The organism is Bradyrhizobium erythrophlei (genome assembly GCF_900129425.1).
Lineage (GTDB): Bacteria > Pseudomonadota > Alphaproteobacteria > Rhizobiales > Xanthobacteraceae > Bradyrhizobium > Bradyrhizobium erythrophlei_C.
On the sequence record NZ_LT670817.1, the window covers coordinates 7877064 to 7891971 of the forward strand.

General features: G+C 58.1%; 17 protein-coding genes and 1 pseudogene. 11 read left to right on the plus strand and 7 right to left on the minus strand.

Annotated elements, in window-relative coordinates:
* The first annotated feature begins 1399 nt into the window (after positions 1-1399).
* From B5527_RS37445 to B5527_RS37465, 6 genes and pseudogenes are all read left to right on the plus strand, one after another.
* Positions 1400-1900: a hypothetical protein gene (locus B5527_RS37445; RefSeq protein WP_154072732.1), complete on the plus strand. Its 501-nt coding sequence runs from the start codon at positions 1400-1402 to the stop codon at positions 1898-1900.
* A 250-nt stretch (positions 1901-2150) separates the two neighbouring features.
* Positions 2151-2501, plus strand: a complete 351-nt coding sequence (locus B5527_RS37450) for an integration host factor subunit alpha (RefSeq protein ID WP_079605960.1) — start codon at positions 2151-2153, stop codon at positions 2499-2501.
* Positions 2502-2580: 79 nt separating this feature from the next.
* Positions 2581-2737 (plus strand): annotated as a pseudogene (locus B5527_RS37455) (recombinase family protein); the annotation flags it as partial.
* 367 nt (positions 2738-3104) lie between these two features.
* Complete coding sequence (locus tag B5527_RS37460; RefSeq protein ID WP_154072733.1) at positions 3105-3317, plus strand: hypothetical protein; 213 nt, start codon at positions 3105-3107, stop codon at positions 3315-3317.
* A gap of 91 nt (positions 3318-3408) precedes the next feature.
* Positions 3409-3633 (plus strand): hypothetical protein, encoded by a 225-nt coding sequence (locus B5527_RS44910; protein ID WP_154072734.1) that lies wholly within the window; start codon positions 3409-3411, stop codon positions 3631-3633.
* A 336-nt stretch (positions 3634-3969) separates the two neighbouring features.
* Positions 3970-4203, plus strand: a complete 234-nt coding sequence (locus B5527_RS37465) for a DUF6894 family protein (protein WP_079605962.1) — start codon at positions 3970-3972, stop codon at positions 4201-4203.
* A gap of 719 nt (positions 4204-4922) precedes the next feature.
* Here the strand turns inward: B5527_RS37465 and B5527_RS37475 are convergent.
* Together B5527_RS37475 and B5527_RS44915 are read right to left on the minus strand one after the other, a co-directional pair.
* On the minus strand, positions 4923-5186 hold the full coding sequence (locus tag B5527_RS37475) for a PilZ domain-containing protein (protein ID WP_079605964.1): 264 nt from the start codon (positions 5184-5186) through the stop codon (positions 4923-4925).
* A gap of 1007 nt (positions 5187-6193) precedes the next feature.
* A complete protein-coding gene (locus B5527_RS44915; RefSeq protein ID WP_154072735.1) occupies positions 6194-6412 on the minus strand; it encodes a hypothetical protein in 219 nt (72 codons plus the stop codon).
* 767 nt (positions 6413-7179) lie between these two features.
* Between B5527_RS44915 and B5527_RS37485 the strand changes: the two genes are divergently transcribed.
* A complete protein-coding gene (locus B5527_RS37485; RefSeq protein WP_079607804.1) occupies positions 7180-7638 on the plus strand; it encodes a cupin domain-containing protein in 459 nt (152 codons plus the stop codon).
* A gap of 261 nt (positions 7639-7899) precedes the next feature.
* Here B5527_RS37485 and B5527_RS44920 read toward each other — a convergent pair whose 3' ends face one another.
* Positions 7900-8052: a hypothetical protein gene (locus B5527_RS44920; RefSeq protein ID WP_154072736.1), complete on the minus strand. Its 153-nt coding sequence runs from the start codon at positions 8050-8052 to the stop codon at positions 7900-7902.
* Between the two features lie 303 nt (positions 8053-8355).
* Between B5527_RS44920 and B5527_RS37490 the strand changes: the two genes are divergently transcribed.
* Both B5527_RS37490 and B5527_RS45575 read left to right on the plus strand, forming a co-directional pair.
* On the plus strand, positions 8356-8823 hold the full coding sequence (locus tag B5527_RS37490; protein WP_079605966.1) for a sterol desaturase family protein: 468 nt from the start codon (positions 8356-8358) through the stop codon (positions 8821-8823).
* A gap of 44 nt (positions 8824-8867) precedes the next feature.
* Complete coding sequence (locus tag B5527_RS45575; protein WP_172842786.1) at positions 8868-9089, plus strand: hypothetical protein; 222 nt, start codon at positions 8868-8870, stop codon at positions 9087-9089.
* A 379-nt stretch (positions 9090-9468) separates the two neighbouring features.
* Here the strand turns inward: B5527_RS45575 and B5527_RS45580 are convergent, their stop codons facing one another.
* The 3 genes from B5527_RS45580 to B5527_RS46900 all read right to left on the minus strand — a co-directional run bounded on the left by B5527_RS45580 (position 9469) and on the right by B5527_RS46900 (position 11456).
* The gene (locus B5527_RS45580) at positions 9469-9678 is read right to left on the minus strand and encodes a hypothetical protein (protein ID WP_172842429.1); all 210 of its coding nucleotides are present in this window, start codon (positions 9676-9678) and stop codon (positions 9469-9471) included.
* On the minus strand, positions 9671-10411 hold the full coding sequence (locus B5527_RS37500) for a Crp/Fnr family transcriptional regulator (protein WP_079605968.1): 741 nt from the start codon (positions 10409-10411) through the stop codon (positions 9671-9673). The genes B5527_RS45580 and B5527_RS37500 overlap by 8 nt, the downstream gene beginning before the upstream one ends.
* Positions 10412-10580: 169 nt before the next feature.
* Positions 10581-11456, minus strand: a complete 876-nt coding sequence (locus B5527_RS46900; protein ID WP_245332405.1) for an integrase core domain-containing protein — start codon at positions 11454-11456, stop codon at positions 10581-10583.
* Positions 11457-11853: 397 nt separating this feature from the next.
* Between B5527_RS46900 and B5527_RS47930 the strand changes: the two genes are divergently transcribed.
* Positions 11854-12426, plus strand: coding sequence for a rubredoxin (locus B5527_RS47930; RefSeq protein WP_079605970.1), 573 nt, complete (start codon positions 11854-11856; stop codon positions 12424-12426).
* A gap of 1511 nt (positions 12427-13937) precedes the next feature.
* Complete coding sequence (locus B5527_RS37515) at positions 13938-14327, plus strand: hypothetical protein (protein ID WP_079605971.1); 390 nt, start codon at positions 13938-13940, stop codon at positions 14325-14327.
* A 262-nt stretch (positions 14328-14589) separates the two neighbouring features.
* Here B5527_RS37515 and B5527_RS37520 read toward each other — a convergent pair whose 3' ends face one another.
* The gene (locus tag B5527_RS37520; RefSeq protein WP_079605972.1) at positions 14590-14886 is read right to left on the minus strand and encodes a hypothetical protein; all 297 of its coding nucleotides are present in this window, start codon (positions 14884-14886) and stop codon (positions 14590-14592) included.
* Positions 14887-14908: the final 22 nt, after the last annotated feature.

The following is a 14908-nucleotide window of genomic DNA, read 5'->3' on the forward strand; positions in this document are numbered from 1 at the left end:
AACCCCGCCATTACAGAAATAGTGATCCGCCGACCGTCACAACGCGCTTTTCGTTGGACTTAGCAAATGCGGCACGCTCCCCAGCGTGCGCAGCAGCCCCCGACACCGCAACCCCCGCAACCCCCGACACGGCAACCTCCGCAACCCCCGACACGGCAACCCCCGCAACCCCCGACGCGGCAGCCCCCGACACGGCAGCCACGGCAGCCACGAACAACAACGGCTAGCTGCACGCCGCTGCCAACGTTTTCCTTATCGAAGGCATAGAACGTGGCGAGACTGACGTCGACCATTTCCTCTTCGCTAAGAACGAACCGCTGATTGGGCGAGATATTGTCAGGTTGCGGGATACTGGCAGTGGGCATCGTGGATGCGGATGTAATCCCCACCAGCGAAAAACTCAGTCCGGCGGCACCCAGCACCTTCACGGCGGCGGCTTTGGTTGTGCGTTTCTGCTTCGAAGATTGCTTGACCCGTGACATGGTCGCTTCCTCCGTAAGTTCTTGTGAAATCGCTTCGCAGAGTGCCCTCGGTGAAATCGGTGTGCAAGGGTTACCTTTGCCATAAAACGCGAAAACATCTCATCGAGTCCCATTCATCTTCATGAACGAGATCGACACATAACCGCTTCTGGTTGAGCAGAATCCTGCCATCTGCGGACATACAGCAGCATGGACCTGTATGTCCGGTATTGGCAGATCTTGTTGCAAAAGTCTTTTTGCGAGGTGGGACTCAAATTCTCCGACCCGTAAAGGGCATGACCAGCCACGCTGACTATGTCGGTTCGTCGGGGTAAAGCGGACGTCGCGGCTGTGTCCGGGGAGCGCAGTTCGATCAGATCGTTCTCGCTGCGGATCGCGGCTTCCCCAGCGGTGTTCTTTCACCGGGTCGGTATTCTTTGGTGCTCGGCATTCCAGTGCAATATTACGTCGAGGCCATTGGCGGAACAGCGAACATCGCAAAGCTCGGCAACGTCGTCGAGAAGATCGGCACGCCCCAGCGCATCTTGCCGCACGCGTTGCGCAGAAGTTCGAGGTCACGTCGAGCGGTGCGCTCGTCCCGGCGACGAAGGCTCGACGAAGCCGGTGACGGTGCAGGTCACCAACGCCGGGATCGCGACCGTCGAGCAGTACGACCTTCGCATGTCCTGACGCGGCAACATGCGGTGCCGCAAGTCGCTGTTGATGGGCCCGCCGCCAACGGCAGTCAGGGAACGTTCTGGGTTTCCCGGTCTGTTCCTATACGTGGACTGGCATTCGCCCCTTTCCATCCCGCCGGATGGTTAGTGGTCCCTTTAGATTTTGGGAGTGGTCCCTTTTGGCTTGGCCAGAAATTTCTGGTTTGAACCGCGGGACCCCAACGCTCGACCTATAGAGGCGAGTTCCAAGGAGAATAGCCCATGACAACGCCGACAAAATTGACGCTTGTAATTGCTGTCTTGGCAACGGGGTTGATTTCGAGTGCTGGCGCTGCGACCCACGGCGAAAAAATGTACTACGACACCATCCGTTCGCACGGACATCCGCGTAGCGACGCTGTCCATGATGCAGACGTCAGCGCCTGTTACGCAGCAACGGGTGAGAGCCGCACCGCAGTCTACGATACCGCTGCTTTCAAGAAGTGCATGCTCTCGCGCGGCTACCGCTTCGAATATACAAAAGTGGTTCAAGATCCACCGACCACCGCCGCGAGATCGGTGGCCCAACGGTCTTACACTGGCCCGAGTGACGGGGGTGATTGGTCGACGCAAAACGAGACCAGTACCGTCGCTCCGGAGCTTGATGATGAGCAAAACGCGATTGACGCAGCGAATGCGGGCTATGCCCGGGATGCCGCGACCGCCGCTGCGAACGTCGCAGCGGCTGCAACCTTCGATGCGCAGATGACGGTGGGCAATTAGTCCCGCTTCTATGAAAAACCCGCTTCCAAAAACCGCAGCAGACCGGGCATTTGTTGAGATGATCGGCCTCGGTTCGATCTCGCAGCCCACCGGGCTCAAGAGCGCATCGACCTGGAGCTCAGGAAGCGGCGCGGCCTAGGGGAACAGCCCGTGCCGTGCACCCGCCTTGCGGAGCGCGCCCGAACGCGCACTGACTGTTGACCACATTGCGTTGGGCTCTATTTTTTGGCGCACACTGGGGGGCCGTGCGATGCCAAAAACTAGCAGAGCGGTCACACGCGTCGATCTGTACGAGGCGGTCTACCAGAAGGTAGGACTGTCCCGAACTGAATCATCCGCTTTTGTTGAACTGGTCTTGCAAGAGATCACCGACTGCTTGGAGAAGGGCGAGACGGTGAAGCTGTCTTCGTTCGGGTCATTCATGGTACGCGAAAAAGGCGGACGTCTCGGGCGCAATCCCAAGACCGGCATCGAGGTGCCGATCTCTCCGCGACGCGTGGTGGTGTTCAAGCCCTCAGCTATTATGAAACAGCAGATCAACAGCCAGCCACCCGGTAGCGGCGCGGTCGCGGAAACCCGGTCGTCCTTGGCGGGCGGCTGAAACTGCAGCGCGGGTCAGGCGCAAAGTAAACCGCCTCGGTTGGCAATAGAATACCGCACGGCTGCGGTGCCGACGTTGGGTCGACTTCGTTTCCGCCGACATGCCGAATGCCAACCGGCTCACGGTCGGCATCATGGCGATGGCGGCCGAGGAGGAGGAGGGGCGCATGATCTCGGCCCGCACCAAGGCGGCGCTGGCTGCGGCCAGGAAGCGCGGCACGGTGTTGGGCGGGGAGGCCGCCGCACTGTTGCGACCGCGAGAGCATATCGTGCGCGCGTTGACGGCCGAGCTAATCGTCCGCCGTACAATGAACGGCGATCAGGTCGACACGATCATCAAGCAGGCGGACGCGGCGAAAGCCTTGGCGGATGAGCATGCACATCGCGCCGCTTGGCGGCGCGTCGAGGAATCTGCCGCGAGCTTTGTTGCCGTTCAAGCGCCCTCCGGGCCAACAAAACGAGCCTCGCAACAGTCGGCTAAGGCAGTGATGCTGTCCCACATTTAGTTCACCGCGTTCGCTAATTTAATTGCATTGAATTTGGAACCTCACATAGTCGGGTTCCGGTGGCACGCCGCCTTCGCTCACGGCCCATGGAGGTCGCAATGGAGCGCTTCGTCAACACAGCAAACATCGGCCTCTATCGACGGCTCGTATCCGAGTCCAGGCTCGATCCATCGAGCGACCAGCAACGGCACAAAATGCTGCTGACGTTGCTTGCCGAGGAAATAGCCAAGGACAGGAAGCCAATAGACCGTGTCGCAGTTTCTTACAGGGTGAAAGACGGACGTCTTGTCCCAAAGGATCCGCGACCATAAGCGTTTGATCCGCCCGGCGTCCACTCCGTCGATCAATAGACCGCTGCATGGGCGGCGCTCGCGCGCCTCGCAAACCAGAGCGGCTCCGAAGTTGATCTATCGCAACATCGGTTCGGCGGCTGTCGGCAATTATGCATACTCTGAGTATCACCCTGAGAACGAACGGAGCAAAAAATCAACAACAGGGGAGGACGCCATGACAAGTGCCGCGCAAGCATTTCTGTTCACCGCAGAACTATTCGCTCTCTCGTTTCTTGCGATCTTTTTGATCTGGCTTGCTGACAGGCTGTGGTCTGGTTTTTTAGGGAAGCGTTAGCGCAAACTCGGGGATGGGGCTACTGCGGCATGTCGCAGGCCGCGCGGCCCCCTTTGTGATCTAGCACCGCGCCGAGATCGCGCATGTCGATCCATCCGCCGCTCGCATTGGAAAGCGCTCTTTAGCGAATTCCGTCGATACGCCTGTGTCGAACGCGACCGACCATTTCCACCTGCCGCCCGATACCGCGAACAGCTCCGCCCCGGCAGGGGTGCACGAGTATCCACAATGAACGCGACCGGTAGTTTTACGGCGGCCGTATCTTCGTCGTTTGATCCCGATAGACGAGTAATCTTCTCGGTGCTTGAGTCGCCCTAAAACGGAAAGGAGTGGCACATGGGGCTCTATTTTTTCAGAATCATCCACGGGAAATACTGTGGCGTTTCCGATCCAGACTTTGATGTCGTCGACCGTAATGCTGCTTGGGCAGAGATGACGAAAGTCTGCGGCGATCTGATCGACGGCGCTGCGCGCGATCTAAAACAAAACGCCGAGTGGCAGGTCGAACTCCTGGACCAGGCCAAAGAGCCGGTGTTTAGAATCCGCCTTGTAGCGGAGACGTTGGACTAGACCGCCTCAGTTGGCGGCCTCTTTTTCCAAACAAAACGGCCTCAGTGGGGGGGCATCTGAGGCCGCTTGAGACCTCCCGCCGGGCATTGGGGCAAAATGTAGACCGGTCGGTGGCTTGGCTTTCGGAGATAGGATCGCCAAAAGCTAAGGGACCAAGAACCCCCAAGATGAATCGTTCCGTCCTAATTTGAAATATTGACTGTTCCAATTCGGATAGCATCCGGTGGGGGTGCTGGCCTGTTTGACCCTCAGTGGCCTAATTTGAATTTCGCAGTGGCCTAGTTCAATTTGGCCGATTGAAATCGTGTCCTAGATTACACTTTTACGTCAGCTCCCGGACATATTGCCGGTGTAGAGTGCCCGATCACCGCCCCGTCCCGGCTGTCATCGGTGACTGAGAGTGTTGCGCTCCCGCCTTAGTGTAGAGGAGCATCACATGCATCTGGCTTATCCCACAGAACCATCGCTGATCCTGATCGAGCGGCCCCGCTGTCGGAAGTGCCAAACTCGAATGAATTTGGCGCGGATCATGCCCGGCCCTAAGGGGTACGACTATCGCACCTTTGAGTGCACAAAGTGCGATTGTACCGATATGATCGCAGTCTGCACGGACCCAATGAAATCTGCCTCTGCTGGCTGGATCCACAGTAACCTGAATCCGCCAGTATAAGGCCGCCTCAGTTTGCGGCCCCTTGATCAAGTGCGCGGGCGAACCTCGGCTAAAGCTCTGGCTGATTGGCGACTTGTTCGAACGTGACGCCGAGCCGGTTGTCTTTGCGCCATATGACGCGGCAATTCCGGCTTGCCCCATCGGTCTGCATGATCAGCGTGAATTCGTGAGGAATAGTTACCGCATATGGAACGTCAAGGGCTGCACCCGCCTCTGACAAGTTTCGAACCGAGCAATTGTGTGCGCCGCAGTTGAATTCGATAGTCGCGCCTTTGAGGACCCGACGTCGATTAGCCCTCCGTTTTTCATCCATTCCAGCCGCCCCTTTTTGGCAACCGTGGAAGAAAGTTCTTGAGCTGCGGTTATCAAGGGGAGTTAACAATCGGTTCCAACTTATAGGCGGACTCGCTGGCGGATCGGACAATTGCCGAAATGATCGGCCTCGGTTTCGGCCACGCCGTCAGGATCGCAAGACACCGCCCTGTTCAGGGAGGTGAAATCGAAGCGAGGCCGCCCGATGGTGATGGCATCACAGGCCGACCGACGTCCACTTGCCGCTCACCTCATTCACCGAAAGTTCTGGTTTCTCGGCCTGTTCCTATGGGCCTGTTGGTACTGGCCTGTTTTAACCCCTAGTGGTCTAATTTGAATTTGGCAGTGGCCTGTTTTGATTTTGTTCTACCCACCGCTGATCTACGTCAGGGAAATTAATCCGCGTGAACATAGCGAGAAAGGCCGCCTCAGTTGAGGCCATGTAGCGGGTTGCCCAATGCAAACCAAATCGCCATTGCGAAGAAAATAACGATAAAATCACGATCAAGACGTAGGGCATCGATGCGCGCATTCGCTAACGAATGCCGCAAGCATCTGTGTTACTCAAGGGGCGGTACTGGCCCCTTTCCATCGCATCCCTAAGCGACTGGTCCCTTTTGGTTTTGGGGAGTGGCCATGGACAATGCACAACACTGCCGAGATCAGGCGAAAGAATGTATTCGCCTGATGAAATCAACGCAGAGCAAGGATCAAGCCGAGGTTCTAAGAAATATCTCTTCTAGCTGGTCAAGACTTGCTGGCCAGATCGACCGATACAGCGCGCTCGTGCGGGAACAGGGCCGCGTCGTCCGGAAGTAAGGCCGTCTCAGTTGGCGGCCTCTGTTATGCGCCCCTTTCCGAAATGATCGGCTTCGCTATCGGCGACGCCATCAGGATCGAAGCCGCGATGATTGCGAGCTTCCGTCATTGATCCTGCGCCAGCTTCCGGTGTCCCCAATGCTTGTCCTACCGCGACGGGTCGAAGGTCAATCTCGGAGAACGGGTTTTTCAACGTAGGTATTGATATGGGCCCCGCCCGCTATGCCTTGCGTTTCCTGCTTTTGGAGGCTGCTCATTTTCGAGCGATGGCCGGGCCGAAAGCCATTCGGCGGTGCAGAGAAGTCCCCGGTCACATTCATCCGCGAGCTTATGCAGCAGATCCGCCTTGGCCTTGTCCTGCTCGGCGCGGGCCAGTCTGCGATATCGGTCGGCGCGGGCGTTGCTCATGGCAACTCCCACCAACTGCAACAGGACCGGGACTCAAGCCCGCATGTGTCAATTCATTCCAGCAATACCCGCGACTTGTCAGATAAGTCGCCCATACCTGCGCGCCGCGCCGCAGCATCCGACGCCTTGGGGCACCGCAAACAAAACCCCGGCACGAAAGCCGGGGTCCGCCGCAGGCGCTCGCGTACATCACGCGACCGGCCCACGGTTGAACAAGGGCATTCTTCTCTAGTGGACCCACTGGCTCAAACTGGACACCATCGATGCGAAGGAGACCATGAGGGCACAGGCGAAACCTACCACCAACATGCCAAAAGTCACAGCCAAGACCAGATCAATTGACCTTGGTTGCTTTCCTCCGCTGATCAAGTCGAAGTGTCTAGAGCCGCTTTCGTCCCGATATGTATGAAGATGCATGGCAACACTCCCCGCGAGTGTTCACCCATCAGTCAATCCGCCATTGCCAAAAAAGTTCCGTGGAAGGGGTGTCACGCCGCCGCCCGATCCTCCTTATCGGCCGTTCTGCATTCGCGAGCACTGGACCGCCAGCGATGGAAAGCCGCCACTGATCGCTTGATCGGCGGCGGCGACCACGCCCTTTCATTCCAGCGTTGGCAAGCCGAGGTCAGCGTCCCTGTCACTTTTTGCTGGGACTAGCAATCCGCAAAATGGGAAGTCCGGCAATCAGGTTGAGCGACAGCGGGAATATCAATTGACTTGGTTCACCATTGGCACAGGATAATACTTCACCAAAAAAGGAGGTAATCATGCCCCGCCGATTGATCGCCTTGGCTTTCGTCTTGGCAGGTGCGAACACGGCCATTGCCGATGATATGAAAATGCCAATCAACTCTGGCGACCTCAAATGGGGACCAGCACCTCCCGCGTTGCCGAAGGGAGCGGAAATCGCCGTTCTCTCGGGGGACCCCTCCAAAGATGGCCCCTTCGTTCTTCGCCTAAAAATGCCGAGCGGTTATAAGGTTCCCGCTCATAATCATCCAACGGATGAAAGCGCTACTGTCATATCAGGCAACTTTCATATCGGAATGGGCGACAAATTCGATGAGAGCAAAGCAATCGAGCTAACGGCGGGCGGATACGCCGAAGCACCTGCCAAAATGAACCACTACGGTTGGGTAAGCAGTCCTTCCGTCGTTCAACTTCATGGTCAAGGGCCATTCGCGATAACTTACGTTAATCCAGCCGATGACCCGAGTAAGCAGTAGCATTCTTGAATAGCACAAAAAGCGAAACCCGAGCCGGTCGAAGCCGACTCGGGTTCAGCGGTGCAGGGGCGGCGCGTTTCGCCCTTCTGGCATGACCGGCATTTCAGCGCCGCTTCAAGTTTCCAGATCGGCTATCACGCGGGCGCAGCATCGACATGATCAAGCTAACGCAAGAGCGCGAGATCACGGCCTATCCTTAAGCGCATCCCGGGAGATCATGATTGGCGATAGGACCGAGGCCGCGCTAGCCTCGCCCACGGCTTAGATCGCCGTGGCCGCCATCACCGTAGCGGCGAGCGCAGCGGCCACGGGCGGGGCGCTCAGGGCGACGGCAGTTGGGTTCGTCTCGGTTTTAAGCCGGTCGCCAGTGCATCCGGTCAACACGAAGGCAAATAACAGGGCGACGATCTTCATTCGTGCAATCCCATTCTGTCAGGTTTCCAAACAGGGGATACGCCGCGAAGGGAATGCTATCACCGGAATTGGCGGCTGGAAATATGGTCTGTGCGAAACACCGATAGCGAAAGCGTGAGATCGCGCCTTACGCGTGGATACATCCGGACGATGCTCGTTGATATCCAAACGATTTGGATCGCGCCGCCGTGATGCCGTGCAATCAATCCGCATTAGATTATAGTCGCGTCGCTAGACGCCTTGGATGTAGAGTGCCGCACGGGTGGCCGTGTTGGCATCAGCATCGCCCGCGCAGATGGGCCCATGACCGCTATCATCTATTTCGGCGAAATGCTGGTTGTCTCTGTGCTCGCAATCTTCCTGCTAGCGATCTCGCCGCTCAGAGTAGCCGCCGCCGCAGCATCGTTCGCCGGTGGCGTCGTGGCGTGGACGCTTGCCGAATATCTCGTTCATCGTTTTGTGCTGCACGATCTCGCGCCAAGAAAGCATGGGATTCATCATGCCAATCCTGATGAGCCGGTCCTTACAATTTTTTGGCAGATATGGGTTTGTTTCGCGTTGGTATATTTGATTGCTGGCGGCGCTTTGCTTGCGGGTGCGCTAGTTGCCTATGTCGGGTATTTGTTTGTGCATCACTGCGCGCATCATGCTCCCGATAAATTGCCGTTATCACTGCTCAATCATCACCAAATCCATCATAGATTTGCGACGCGAAACTACGGCGTTAGCACAACGCTGTGGGATCGCGTATTCGGGACGGTACTGCGATAGCAATTTGGTGCGATTAAACCTTCTGCGCGCAGGGATTGCAGGCTATGAGCCGCAAGTGGAACCATTGGGGCTATTACGTAATGGCGACCCGCCAGTCGGTCTACCCGCCTTCGTGGCGCTGGCGAATTGTTCGGCGAGGCGAACCGATGGGCGTGCGGATCGAAGGCGGTGGCTTTACCACGCATGAGACGGCGCGACTTGCGGGCAGGCGGGCCTTGACGGAATTCCTTGAGCAGCTTGAGCTTGAGAGTCTTCGGATCGACTAATGGTGTCATCCGGTGTCCGCGCGACACGCCGATCTGGAAACTTGAAGCGGCGCTGAAATGCCGGTCATGCAGGAAAGGCCGATACGCTCCGCCCGTCCATATGATCAAGCTGACGATGGAGCGGGAGATCGCGCCTTGCGCCTGGGGGCACCCGGATGATGATGATCGGTGATAGGTCGGGGCAGTATTGCATGGGCCGGGCGTTCAGGACGTCGGCAGCCCAGCGGCTGTCGTCGCGATATTGGAGCAATGGGAGTTGGCCAGCTTCAAGTGAGTAAAAAATCTGTAAGCGTCATGTGGCGCGGGGGCGAAGTCGATACGATTTTCGGATTTGAAAGGGAGGCCGACGCGCTGCAATGGATAAGGAGAAGTCGCAGGGTTATGACCTCACCCCCACCGGCGACGGCGAGCGCATCGTGGCAACCGCGATCACCGAGCGGTTTTGCAAACGCGCTGATGGCCAGTTGGAGTCGTTGACCTCGGGCTCCGCCCGCGCGGTCGCGCAGGTCGTGACGCATGCAGGCATCTGCAAGGTGAAGCGGTATGGCTTCAGCATATCTTTGAATGCCGGGCCGAGATCGCTATCCATGAGCGACCCCGCTCATCGAGCGCGCATCATGTGCCTTCCGGTTCCTGCCCAGCAACTTGGCATATTGTGATCTTACCGTTTCGTAGCATTCACATGCGCCTTCATGCAGGCCGTCAACATTTAGAATTTGAATTTTGCCACGTGAATACTTGATCAATCCGGCCTGCTGTAGGGCATGCGCATCAAATGTGACGCTTGTCCGCCGAACACCTAACATTTCTGCCAAAAACTCCTGGGTGAATGCCAGGTGATCGCCGCCGGACAAATCCCGCGCTCGCAAAAGCCATCTACAGAGCCGCGACCGCACGTCGTGAGCCGCCATGCAGGCGGTTGATTGCTGAGCTTGCGCGTAAACCGCTTGCTCATGGCGGAAAAGCAAACTTAGCAGCCGTTCACTTTGCATCGCAACACCTTTAAAGGCGGATGCATCGCAGACAAAAGCATCGCCTGGAAGCTGCACGATTGCTTGGGTGAAGGCGAGCTTGCTATCCATCGCGGCGGCGACGCCCACAATGCTGTCTTTACCGACCATTGCGCCTTCGACCATTTCGCCCGTGGAAAGACCCACCACCAACGACACCACCGCGCTGGTCGGGAAATAGACCGAATCGATAACATCCCCGACATCGAAGAGAATCCTCCTCGATTCGAGGTGAACGCTTTTCAGATGTGGCCGGAGTGCGGAGGCGTCGCTGGCGGACAGTGACGCAAAAATCGCATTGGAATTCGGCATGGCCTCACTCCCCTAAACAGGCGGGAGTGCTACCGAACTCTCTGTTACCGACGCCCAGAAAACAGTCGGCAATGAGCGTCTTATACACGCTATTGCGCGGCCGTTCTGTCCGGCAGGCGTCATAGTAACAGCATCGTCGGCCGCCTCAGTTGGCTGTGCCTGTCGTAAATTAAATCCGGGCATATTGGTGATGCAGTCCGCCCAGGATTGGGCGACAAAGAATGTGCCCGGCGCGATCGACGGCACGCGAGACCGGTGCATCTTTCGCCAGGGATAGATGCGTGCGGGCCCCATTGTAATATTTCATGTACGACAGCAGTAGGTGACGGAGGTGGCACTCACTGAACACAACAACGTGGTCAAGGCATTCTCTGCGGATCGAGCCGATCAGCCTTTCAGCATATCCATTTTGCCAAGGGGAGCGCGGCGACGTCGGTCGATCGCGGATGCCCATCGATCGAAGCCTTCGGATGAAGACCTCACCATAGGCCCCGTCCCGGTCACGAATGAGATAGCGGGGAGCTTGTTCCCAGCCGCAGGCTTGCGTGATCTGATTGGCGATCCATTCTGCGGTCGGATGCGCTGTGACGCCAAACCATAAAATCTGCCGTCGACCATGCCCCACAATCAACAAGCCGTAGAGCAGGCGAAACGAGATTGTCGGCACGACGAACAGATCCATCGCGGCGATGCCGTCGGCATGATTGCGAAGGAACGTCCTCCAGCCTTGGGATGGCGGGTGTCCTCGCTTGGCCATGTACTTGGCCACGCTGGTTTGTCCGATATCGATGCCGAGCTTGAGGAGTTCTCCATGGATCCGCGGCGCTCCCCACAGAGGATTGGCAATGCTCATCTCGCGAATAAGCTTGCGTATCTCAGTCGCTAAAGTTGGTCGGCCGCCACGGCGCCGCGACTTCCACCGCCAGTACGATCTGAACCCGGCGCGGTGCCATTTAATCACGGTCTCCGGCTTCACGATCGCCAAGGCGCCCAGCACCTTCGGAGCCAAACGATACAAGCCGGCGAATATCAGACGGTCCAGCATCCCGAACCTCGGCCGTTTCGGCGATTGCCGCCGCAACACGTTAAGCTGATGACGCAAAATCGTGTTTTCAGCCTCAAGCGAGACCCGCGACCGGAACGCTTCGACCAACGCCAACCAAAGGCTACAGACCTCTCGCATAAGGCAGGAGCATCGCCCGATTCGATATCAGTTGCCAGCAAGATTGAGTTTCCGACAGGGACAGGCGATCAGGTGGTGCTGGACTAAATTTGCTGCGTGGGCAACCCAACGCTCCGACCGTGGACCAGAAGAACAGCCCTCTAGTCTAAATGCCCACTATGTTGGCCGATTAGCTGACCTAGCTGATCCGCCGTACGTCCGCATTGCGCCAACAGCGGATGTCGCCGCCAATTAGAACGAAAGGGCGCTCTGGATCGATTTGGTCCTCCAGGAACAATGGGGGATCAAAATCGATCCGCTGCGGTTTCGGGCGAATCTCTACATCGACGGAGCGAGACCCTGGGAGGAGTTCGATTGGGTGGGCAGCGACATCCGGATCGGAGAGGGGCTGTTTCGCGTTGACCGGCGCAACGGCCGCTGCGGCGCGACCAACGTCAATCCGGAAACCGGCCGTCGAGACCTCGATCTGCCCGGCTCGATGCGAGCAACGTTCGGGCATAAGGAACTTGGGATCTATCTCATTGCGCGAGAAGGAGGCCGCCTCGCTGTGGGTGATCAGGTCGCGACGCCGAGCACCGTCGACATCGGTCATGCTCCGCTTCCCGTGGCAGCCAAGCCACTCACCAGCCACCAGAAATACATGTGTGGCGGGTGCTATTTCATCTATGAGCCCTCCTCCGGACTGCCTGACCAATCGATCGCCTCAGGCACGCCGTTCGCTAAAATCCCGCCAGATTGGCGTTGCCCGGATTGCGGAACGGAAAAGACGACGTTCCGGCCCTATGTTGAGCCAAATCATCACCAAAGCACCGGCAAAAGGCAGATCTCCTGAAGCTTGCTCGGTTCTGGTTGAATCAGAACCGAAGCTCTCGCTAGAAGCAGGTCACCCGCTCGGCGGCGATGTAGCCGAACAACGAGCCCACACCGAAGTATCGAAGAGGTGAAAGAAGCCGGCTTTAGTGTTCGATGCAACGCTCGGAACTCGATGCAGCGTGTCGCCGTTCGGGCCCTGCCGCGTTTCTGCAGAGGGGCTCTCAGTTGCGGAGTGACCCCGTAGCTCATACCCGACCTATCTTGCAAGGCGCAGGCCCAACGACGTCGGCGCGATCTTAACCAGGGTCAGCGAGTACTGATCCAAGCGTGGCCACAATGGCGGCCGGCGGTCGGCTGTCACGCATAGTTTAGAAAAACCTCGTCGCGCGGCGTATAAGGGTGTGAAGATGGGTTGACGTGCCCCCCTGCCCGCTTTCTGCAGAGGGGCTCTCAGTTGCGGGGTTGACCCCGTAGCTCATACCCGACCTATCTTGCAAGGCGCAGGCCCAACGACGTCGGCGCGATCTTAACCAGGGTCAGCGAGTACTGATCCAAGCGTGGCCACAATGGCGGCCGGCGGTCGGCTGTCACGCATAGTTTAGAAAAACCTCGCGCGCGCGTATAAGGGTGTGAAGATGGGTTAACGCCCCCCGTGCAATTTTTCGGAACTCCTCCCGTAAGCGAGCGACCCCATAGCTCCGCGCGGGCCGGTGTCCATAAGGAGCCCGAGCCGCCAACTCGCGTCAGTACGCTGTCACAGTCCCAGTCACACCGCCCCGTCCAAACTACTTTATATGCCTCTGTCCGACTGCCCGTCGAAGGCCAGCGTTGAGCCAAGATTGGCCGTGGGCGGCAGCAAAGTTCGGGCTGTTCGACAACGGCGTCGTCCGTGTGTTGCTTCCCATGGGTTACTAATCGTCGAGTTCCGCCGCACGGGAAGCTCACATCAATCGGCATTTGGCTGCGTGCTAATGAGTGCGCGCCCTAGATAATTAGACAGCCTGCGAGCCGCCAAGCCGATGATCGAACAGCGTCACAGTCACACCCCAAGATAGAGTATGTAAGCCTTTAAGAGGCAAACAAAGTAGTTTGGACGGGGCGGTGTGACTGGGACTGTGACAGCGTACTGACGCGAGTTGGCGGCTCGGGCTCCTTATGGACACCGGCCCGCGCGGAGCTATGGGGTCGCTCGCTTACGGGAGGAGTTCCGAAAAATTGCACGGGGGGCTTCACGCGTGCTCACTTTCCAAAAAAATAAAAAAATAGTCTTGGAAAAAAGCGCGCCGTTCAGAAACATAGAACGCTGCCCGCAAAGGGATGGCCGGACACGACCATGTGGAGGTGACCAAAGAAATAATCGACTTCTCGCCGCCCTTGGCGGAAGCTTGTGCGATACAGCGCATCGTTTAAGCCCATCGTCACGAGTTCGGGCTTCTGCGAGATCGGCCCGATGCCAGCCTGCCTCTCCCAGCAAGGTGGACCACATAGACGAGGCGGCGTTCTGCGCTGCAAATGACCCGGAGAAATTCCATGGCACATTTGAGCAAGAAGCAGCCGCAAGAGCGGTTAATGGAAGAGTTTCTGCGGCGAATACGCGAGGCGTCTCCGGGCGGCGGGTCTATATGGCCGTTGGCGATCTGTTCAAGGCCGCCGAGGTTGCACGACCTTAACGAGGTGCGGAGGACCGCTCGCCGTGCCGCGGAGACCCCGGCGGTGGCGATGAGGACGGCTGTTGAATTTTGGTTGGAAACTCTGAGAGCGTTGAAGCTGGCGATGAGCATGACACGGCTCTGGCGCGATCAAGGCAAGCCACAGCACCGTCGCGAACTGCTCGCCCCGATTTACGGCTGGTTCACCGAAGGTTTCGACACGCTCGACTTGAAGAAGGCCGAGGCGCTGCTCGCTGAGCTATACGCCTGACAACGAGTTCGCACGGCCGGCGAAATCGCGCTGATGTCGCCCGAGCCGGATACAGCGAAAGCGGAAGCTTATTTCGAGAGTGCGCTCGCGGTTGCGCGTCAGCAGCAAGCAAAGTCTTGCGAGTTACGCGCGGCGCTTTCAACGATGTCCCCCGTATCCAGTAGGGACCTGCCCATGAGGCGGTGCCCAATCATGATCGGGACGGTCCCCTTTGCTTATTCGCGAGCCCCAGGAATTGGGCCCGAGCTCGCGCACGGCGTCGCTATGAGTTTGGCGACCCAGAAGCCGTAGAGGACCGAGAATAGCACCAACGGGTCTTCGGGAGGTTCTCCCAGTCTTTCGCTCGCTCGATGAACAAGCGTGCCTGGTCGAGAGACGCATTGGTTTCGTCCGCCGCGAAGCCTTTGACGTGCATCAGAGCGTTTGCGAGCGCGACCTGAAGCTTGACCTGCTCGCGCCGCAGATCGGCGGTAGCCGGCAAAAAGCCAAGCTGGTCGAGCGCGCGCGAGAGCTGCGCCGTCGCCTCTACGAGCGCCGAGCGTGCCAGTGCCGTGAACAAAGCGCTGCCGGCGGATGTGCTG

Bases quoted from the DNA above. Each gene is read 5' to 3' on its own strand.
- B5527_RS37445 (WP_154072732.1), top strand. From the start codon at position 1,400: ATGACAACGCCGACAAAATTGACGCTTGTAATTGCTGTCTTGGCAACG.
- B5527_RS37450 (WP_079605960.1), top strand. From the start codon at position 2,151: ATGCCAAAAACTAGCAGAGCGGTCACACGCGTCGATCTGTACGAGGCG.
- B5527_RS37460 (WP_154072733.1), top strand. From the start codon at position 3,105: ATGGAGCGCTTCGTCAACACAGCAAACATCGGCCTCTATCGACGGCTC.
- B5527_RS37465 (WP_079605962.1), top strand. From the start codon at position 3,970: ATGGGGCTCTATTTTTTCAGAATCATCCACGGGAAATACTGTGGCGTT.
- B5527_RS37475 (WP_079605964.1), bottom strand. From the start codon at position 5,186: ATGGATGAAAAACGGAGGGCTAATCGACGTCGGGTCCTCAAAGGCGCG.
- B5527_RS44915 (WP_154072735.1), bottom strand. From the start codon at position 6,412: ATGAGCAACGCCCGCGCCGACCGATATCGCAGACTGGCCCGCGCCGAG.
- B5527_RS37485 (WP_079607804.1), top strand. From the start codon at position 7,180: ATGCCCCGCCGATTGATCGCCTTGGCTTTCGTCTTGGCAGGTGCGAAC.
- B5527_RS44920 (WP_154072736.1), bottom strand. From the start codon at position 8,052: ATGAAGATCGTCGCCCTGTTATTTGCCTTCGTGTTGACCGGATGCACT.
- B5527_RS37490 (WP_079605966.1), top strand. From the start codon at position 8,356: ATGACCGCTATCATCTATTTCGGCGAAATGCTGGTTGTCTCTGTGCTC.
- B5527_RS45575 (WP_172842786.1), top strand. From the start codon at position 8,868: ATGAGCCGCAAGTGGAACCATTGGGGCTATTACGTAATGGCGACCCGC.
- B5527_RS45580 (WP_172842429.1), bottom strand. From the start codon at position 9,678: ATGGATAGCGATCTCGGCCCGGCATTCAAAGATATGCTGAAGCCATAC.
- B5527_RS37500 (WP_079605968.1), bottom strand. From the start codon at position 10,411: ATGCCGAATTCCAATGCGATTTTTGCGTCACTGTCCGCCAGCGACGCC.
- B5527_RS46900 (WP_245332405.1), bottom strand. From the start codon at position 11,456: ATGCTGGACCGTCTGATATTCGCCGGCTTGTATCGTTTGGCTCCGAAG.
- B5527_RS37515 (WP_079605971.1), top strand. From the start codon at position 13,938: ATGGCACATTTGAGCAAGAAGCAGCCGCAAGAGCGGTTAATGGAAGAG.